The organism is Comamonas thiooxydans (assembly GCF_000964545.1).
Lineage (GTDB): Bacteria > Pseudomonadota > Gammaproteobacteria > Burkholderiales > Burkholderiaceae_C > Comamonas > Comamonas thiooxydans.
In genome coordinates this window covers 1-6,057 of the sequence record NZ_BBVD01000032.1, presented here as the reverse complement: position 1 = coordinate 6,057, position 6,057 = coordinate 1, and the positions used below count along the sequence as shown (strand labels likewise).

General features: G+C 54.4%; 7 protein-coding genes. 3 read left to right on the top strand and 4 right to left on the bottom strand.

Annotated elements, in window-relative coordinates; translation table 11 throughout:
* Positions 1 to 293: 293 nt before the first annotated feature.
* Positions 294 to 635, bottom strand: coding sequence for an FMN-binding negative transcriptional regulator (locus Cth01_RS24420; protein WP_224650314.1), 342 nt, complete (start codon positions 633 to 635; stop codon positions 294 to 296).
* 142 nt (positions 636 to 777) lie between these two features.
* Between Cth01_RS24420 and Cth01_RS23835 the strand changes: the two genes are divergently transcribed.
* Together Cth01_RS23835 and Cth01_RS23830 are read left to right on the top strand one after the other, a co-directional pair.
* On the top strand, positions 778 to 957 hold the full coding sequence (locus tag Cth01_RS23835) for a hypothetical protein (protein WP_034407284.1): 180 nt from the start codon (positions 778 to 780) through the stop codon (positions 955 to 957).
* 232 nt (positions 958 to 1,189) lie between these two features.
* Positions 1,190 to 2,077, top strand: coding sequence for an SPFH domain-containing protein (locus tag Cth01_RS23830; RefSeq protein WP_224650313.1), 888 nt, complete (start codon positions 1,190 to 1,192; stop codon positions 2,075 to 2,077).
* Positions 2,078 to 3,199: 1,122 nt separating this feature from the next.
* Here Cth01_RS23830 and Cth01_RS23825 read toward each other — a convergent pair.
* Complete coding sequence (locus Cth01_RS23825) at positions 3,200 to 3,631, bottom strand: hypothetical protein (RefSeq protein ID WP_224651244.1); 432 nt, start codon at positions 3,629 to 3,631, stop codon at positions 3,200 to 3,202.
* Between the two features lie 328 nt (positions 3,632 to 3,959).
* Between Cth01_RS23825 and Cth01_RS24415 the strand changes: the two genes are divergently transcribed.
* The gene (locus Cth01_RS24415; protein ID WP_045840609.1) at positions 3,960 to 4,259 is read left to right on the top strand and encodes an excalibur calcium-binding domain-containing protein; all 300 of its coding nucleotides are present in this window, start codon (positions 3,960 to 3,962) and stop codon (positions 4,257 to 4,259) included.
* Between the two features lie 275 nt (positions 4,260 to 4,534).
* Here the strand turns inward: Cth01_RS24415 and Cth01_RS23815 are convergent, their stop codons facing one another.
* Together Cth01_RS23815 and Cth01_RS24200 are read right to left on the bottom strand one after the other, a co-directional pair.
* On the bottom strand, positions 4,535 to 5,635 hold the full coding sequence (locus Cth01_RS23815; protein ID WP_055477438.1) for a Vgb family protein: 1,101 nt from the start codon (positions 5,633 to 5,635) through the stop codon (positions 4,535 to 4,537).
* A 140-nt stretch (positions 5,636 to 5,775) separates the two neighbouring features.
* Positions 5,776 to 6,057: hypothetical protein (locus tag Cth01_RS24200; protein WP_217997483.1), on the bottom strand; the 282-nt coding region annotated here is incomplete at its 5' end.

Genomic DNA, 6,057 nt, shown 5'->3' with positions numbered 1-6,057 from the left:
CATGGCACTCGCTAAGACCTGATCAGCCTGGAGACCGCGGCTGCGCCAGGTCCTTGATCCTGAGCCAGGTGCTGAATCAGACTGTCCCGATCAGCGGCTGTGCGCTGCTGGGATAAGAATCGCTTGCCGCATAAGTTTTCTATGTCCACCTCGAAGCCGATGAGCCGCGCCGCCACAGATCCCAGGAACTCGGGATCCGCTTGAGTTGGTGACCATGCCTCTTCCCTCAACACCTCTTGGGAATGGGTTAAGGCATCCAGGTGCTCGCGCATCCACAAAGCATCACCGATAAATCAAATGCGGCCTTGCGCTTGAACGGCCATGTAGTTCCAGCTTGGTGCATTTCGCCCGCTTCGCTGCCCATTGACATACCACTGGGGAGAGATATAGGCATTCGGGCTTTGGAAGATCGCAGTCACGATCTTGATGCTGCGGCCCTTTGAATACAAGTTATGACTCTTGCTCACGTGTCCGGTGAGCCGCCCCAACGAGCCCGCCTTCACCAACAGCAGTGGCAGCAGATTGATTTCCACCTCGCCTGCGCCTTCAGCAATCAGTGTTGCGAGCGGATAGCTATTCATGACCTGCTGCAACTCACTGACCTCAGAAATGGCAAAAAGCGGCTGTATGTACATACCACGTAGCTTTCATCAAGTGCAGCGATCAGTGTCGAGCATTCACTTGTATCCGAAAGTCACCTCTGCGCCAGTCTTAGTGGCAGCAGTTGTTAAAACCAAGGCCTTGCTTGCAGGGCTTCAATTTGAGTAAAGTGAACCAATGACACGCATCAACACCACCGAGATATGGGAGCGGCACGGCTACAAAGTCGAACGCATAGAGCAACCCATGGGCGCGCCCCAACGCAATGTGTATGGGCCTGACGGCGTGCTGCTAATCGAGGACGCTGAGTACACCCAAGAAACAGAAGCACTGCGTGAACTCGGCTTCATTGATTAACCAATACCTGCCCTGAGCGGTCTTTCTTTGACCGGCCACCTTTGAGGTGGCTTTTTTGCACCCGGAGATTTTGAGACGCGAGTTTTTAACCCGCATGCGGCACGCATATGCATTTCCCTGCAGGGCTCAGCGGGCCGCGCGGAACACATCCGGGTTTAAAACTAGAGCCTTGCATACAGAGCTGCAGTTTGTTTCAATCTCAGCTTTATAGCTGCGAAGGAGGCGGCTCGATTTGAAGTTATCGAAGAAACACAAGACCAGTTTGGCAGCGGTAGCTGCTGCCTTTGTATTAGCGGCATGCGGTCAAAAAGTGGAGGTTCCTCCTGCGCACGTTGGCAAGATCATGACCAAAGACGGCTATCAGGACAACCTGATCCCAACCTCCAAGTTCCGTCTGGGCAAGTGCTGGGCCTACTGTGATCGACTAGTTTTGCTGGATGTGTCTGACAAGGGCTATGAAGAGTCCATGAGCATCTTTATTCCCGAAGATAAGCTCAACCTGGATGTGACCATTCGCGCAACCTTGAGCATCAACTCCAAAAAGACGGCAGAGCTTTTTAATGCTGTCGCGCCAAAAGAGGTTTCGGACTACGTGTCCACGATTGCCAATGAGCAGGTGTACCGCACCTATGCCAGCCAGATTATCCAAGCCGAGGTGCGCGAATATTTGAGCAAACTGTCGATCAGTGAAATCGCCTCGAGCAACGAGAAAATCAACTCTGACTTGCGCGTACAGCTGGGCAAAGCCATTGAAGCGCTTACACCTTTCTCGGTGCGCTTTGTTGGTATTACCAACCTCCGATACCCAAAGATCATTACAGATGCTCAGGAGTCCGCTGCTGAACGACGCGAAGCTATCCAAAAGGAAGAAGCGCAGCTGGCCATCTCCAAGGCTCAGTTAGAGCGCGAATTGCAGGAAGCTCGTCTGCAACGTGCGATTGACAAGGAAAAGGCAGAAACCGAAGCCATGTCTCAGTCCGTACTGGCTCAATCCGTCGATGCGCGAGTGCTGCAACTGCGCAAGCTGGAAAATGAGCGCGCCTGGATTGAAAAGTGGAATGGCCAGCTCCCCACCACCTCCCTGGGCGATGCCGTTCCAATGGTTAACATTGGCAAATGACCCTGCTCATCAACCTGATCCCACTCTTGAGCGCTGCCATAGGCTTTGGCTTGAGCTGGAAGCTTCGTAAGCCATGGGTTGCTGCAGTCACTGTGGCCACCCTATTCCTCTACTTCCAGGCTCAGCCTTCATATATGCCTAAAGGGCAGGTTACACGCTCGGAGCCTCCGGCCTTCACCGAGTCTGAGGCCAGGATCGAGGATCGCAATAGCAAACCAATGCCCGGGGATGAGCGGGACCAGCGTATGCGAGATGCCGTCAGACAAGGACTGGACTTCAAGCAGTAGCCCTATCTAATCACCAGTAAAGCCACCTACGGGTGGCTTTTTTGTGCCCGGAGATCTTGAGATATGAGCGTTTAGCCAGCATGCTGGCATACATGGGCCTTCCCACGCAGGGCTTTAGCGGGGCCATCCGGCGCGACCACTCAAGCAGGTGCGGCAGTTCGAATTCACCTGGGCTGACGTCAATTAGGGGCACGGCGCGACAGCCGCGTCGTGGCAACGGTGGTCACGTCAGATGGTGCATCACCACTTTTAGGTAAGCAGAATTCGTCTTGTTTGCGCCAAAAGCGTCATGCAGAATTCGACGCAATCCACCTGTTACGCCGGGCCTGGGGTTTGCTCCTCCCCCTTCTGACCCCTCCCCAGACACGACCCGAAAGGTCACCGGCTCTTTATTCAAGCCCGCAGCAACCGCTCGCGGGCTTTTTCTTTACCTACAGGAGACTCCATGCATTCCCCCCTTCAACAAAACTGCTGGTCGCTGCGTAATGGGCGTCAACCGACTTCGACCCCTTCTGCCTAGTCGGAGCGGCCGTGGTGATGACGCTCACGCCAAATGCATGGCCGATGTGACGCGAGCAGCCATCAATACTGATAACTACTCGCGCTTTCCACATAAGCGCTACGAAGCAAAACCATGACAAAGCTACTTGAGGGCCTGATCTTGCTCGTTGCTATCTGCGCGGAGACTGGCCTGACTGGCCGTGCCAGATGCCCAAGCCGATGAGCCACAAGGCTTCACCCAGAGCCTGCGCGACGAGCTCGTCGCCCGGGGGCATGCATGCCGAGTGGTCGGAAGACAAAACAAAGCAGTGTCTGAAGGAGGCACCTACCAAAACTACTGACCGCTGTGAATCATTTTTTCCTGATGGGAGCTCAAGAGGCTGTCCATGATTTGCTCTACCGCCTGCAAATACTGAACATTGGCCTTGGCACTTCGCGTATTCAGCGACAGCCATCCATGGCCCCGCTCCATCGCTGTGGATGTGAAGAAATACTTGTCAACAGCAGTGCCACTGCGATTCGCGGTTGCTGCAATTCGCTGTGATGCCACGTCAAGGTAAAGGCAGAAATCACGCGGCTGTTGCCAGCATTCAGACACAGCACCCTTCAGCCCCGCCATGCCATGTCTTCGATAAATCTTCAAAGATTCTGAAGCTGCTCTATTGACTTCACTAGCGACAACATTTGAGTTTTTCCCGAAGCAGTCCAAAGCAAGTGAAGTAGCGCAAATAGCCGCGATACCAACTGCTATAGCTTTAGTTCTCATGACCTCTAACGCTTACTTAAAAACTCGATTCCACCATCTCATTTTGATAGCACTAGGATCATTTTCCGAAGCCAATCCGGTCGAATTATTTCATTTCTTAATGAGAAACCATTACCCGCAATCAGAAGGTTATTTTTTGGAGACTCAATGTTCAGGAACATGAACACTTATCGCGTTGCATATATCTGGGAAGGCGCTGCAACGTGCTTTGCAGTAGCAGGTTTCGCCATGCTTGAGCTCGCCACCTACAAGCGCCCTTGACGCTGAAATGTGTCCCTTGCTCACATGGCCCAGGATTCCCTCCATTCAAATATGAGGAGGCACTACCTTGTTTCGATTGATCATCTATGCACTGATTGCTATTGGAGCCTGGAAGGCCTACGCAACCTATCAGGCGCGGCAGCAGCAAGCCGCAGCAATTCAGCTCCTCATCAACGAGCCGCGCGCTCGTGACATTGACATGGGCCGCAGCGTCAATCCCAGCAAGCCAAAATACCAGTGCGATGGGCGCACCCATTGCTCTCAGATGACTTCATGTGAAGAGGCAACCTACTTCATACGGAACTGCCCCGGGACCAAGATGGATGGGGACAACAACGGTATCCCTTGCGAGCGCCAGCTCTGCTAGCAAGACACCTCTTCTATTCAGCCGACCGAAGCCCTCCCCACGGGCTTTTTCTATTTCTGGGGCCCTGATGTTCAAGCGCATGATCATTTGTCATATCGCCGAAAGCTGACAAAGAGATCTGCAGGTGCTGAAGGACGCCGTGCGGAAGAAGGCCTCCACAATATGGGTATTCCGCTTGGGTAGGCCATCCAAGCCGACTAGAGCTGACCAGTCCGCTTGTTGTGACCGGCTACGCTCTTTCACATGCGATCCTTGAACCGTTTACCAACGCCTATTCACGGTGTCAGCAACAGCACGCGATGGTTCAAGCGATCGGCAAGATACAGCACTCCTTCGTTCCCCACGCGCAGGCGCGCCTGCCGCAGGTTCAAGCGCATAGGTGCTTGCTCAGGCAGCCTAACCCAGGTCTCGGGTGGTAACACAGTCACAAAGCGACCTGCACTGGCATCAAGCTTGGCTAAGCGTCCCTCAACGGAGGCCTCATATACATAAACCTGGCCTTCGGGGTCCAGCGCCAAACTGGTGATGTATCCAAGCGAGCTGTTTGTGGATGGGCGGTCAGTTTGCAGAACGCCCAATGTGCCATTGCCAGCCAGCACAGTGGCCGCAGGCATGCGTGGATTGGCAGGCGGGCCGCTCCATGCATCCAGCCGGAACAGGCGCATATTCGCGTTGTCAGCGACGTAGATGCGCCCTTGTGCATCTGCTGCTAGATCTGCCATGTAGTCGCCCCCTTCATTGCCACCCCATTGGGGGCTCGCCTCCTTGGGGTCATAAGCCACATCAAGTCGTCCGGTTCCGGGCTCCAGGCGATAGACCTTGCGTGAGCGATGCGGGCCTGCAATAAACCACAAGGCACCATCTGGCGTGCGTAGCAACGACTCCGGCCTGGCCAGCGAATCGGCGTCGCCTTCTTTGCCATCACCAGCTACGGAGCGAATGCGCCCGGTCTCCAGGTCCAATGCGCGGATAACGTGATTGCCTGTGTCAGCCACATACAGAGTATCGTCAGGTGCAAAAGCGATGTTGTCAGGCGATTGAACATTCGCACCCAGAGCTTGGCCACGATCACTTTCACGCGCATCCGTGCCCACCACAGTAACCCAGCGGCCGTCCAGCTCGCGCCGCGAAACACAATCACCGCCATACTGCTGCAACAACCACAGCCGCCCTTGGGCATCTGACAAAGCCAGAGATGGACTGACTTTGTCGTTTATCACCTCCAAGGCACGAATCGGTACGATTGAGTGAGCAACCTGCCCATCGTCCTGCGCATCAAACTCGCCGCGCGCGTCGCCGCCACTAGCCCGCGATAGAGCCCAGCCTACAGCGACCAGCCCCAACACCATGCTCAACATCACTGACCACTTGCGCATCGCGATTTTTCCTCTATCCGCCCCTGCGCTGCGTATTCTCCGGCATGCGTTGCAGGTCACCCGTGAGCTGGCCGATGTCTGCCAAACACCGCGCGACACAGGAGCGCCCAATGGATCGAGCGAAGTGACCACAAAATGCCTCAACGAGAAGCCTCGGAGGGATAGCAATAGGTCAAGTAAGTAGTTGCCTGACATCCTTCCGAAGACACAGCAGTAATGGGTTTTATTTGTTTTTGGAAATGAGTATCGACTGCGTCTACTTCTCCAAATTCGAATCCGGATGACACAGATCTGGCATTGGGCATTGCAATAGCTCTTGATGCCGCACACCAAGATGTACGAATAGCTGCCGAAAGCTGTCGCTTTGCAATCGAGGAGCAGGCAACGCTAAACCGTTTCGATCTTTGATCGAGGAGGCGATA

Bases quoted from the DNA above. Each gene is read 5' to 3' on its own strand.
- Cth01_RS23815 (WP_055477438.1), bottom strand. From the start codon at position 5,635: ATGCGCAAGTGGTCAGTGATGTTGAGCATGGTGTTGGGGCTGGTCGCT.
- Cth01_RS23835 (WP_034407284.1), top strand. From the start codon at position 778: ATGACACGCATCAACACCACCGAGATATGGGAGCGGCACGGCTACAAA.
- Cth01_RS23825 (WP_224651244.1), bottom strand. From the start codon at position 3,631: ATGAGAACTAAAGCTATAGCAGTTGGTATCGCGGCTATTTGCGCTACT.
- Cth01_RS24420 (WP_224650314.1), bottom strand. From the start codon at position 635: ATGTACATACAGCCGCTTTTTGCCATTTCTGAGGTCAGTGAGTTGCAG.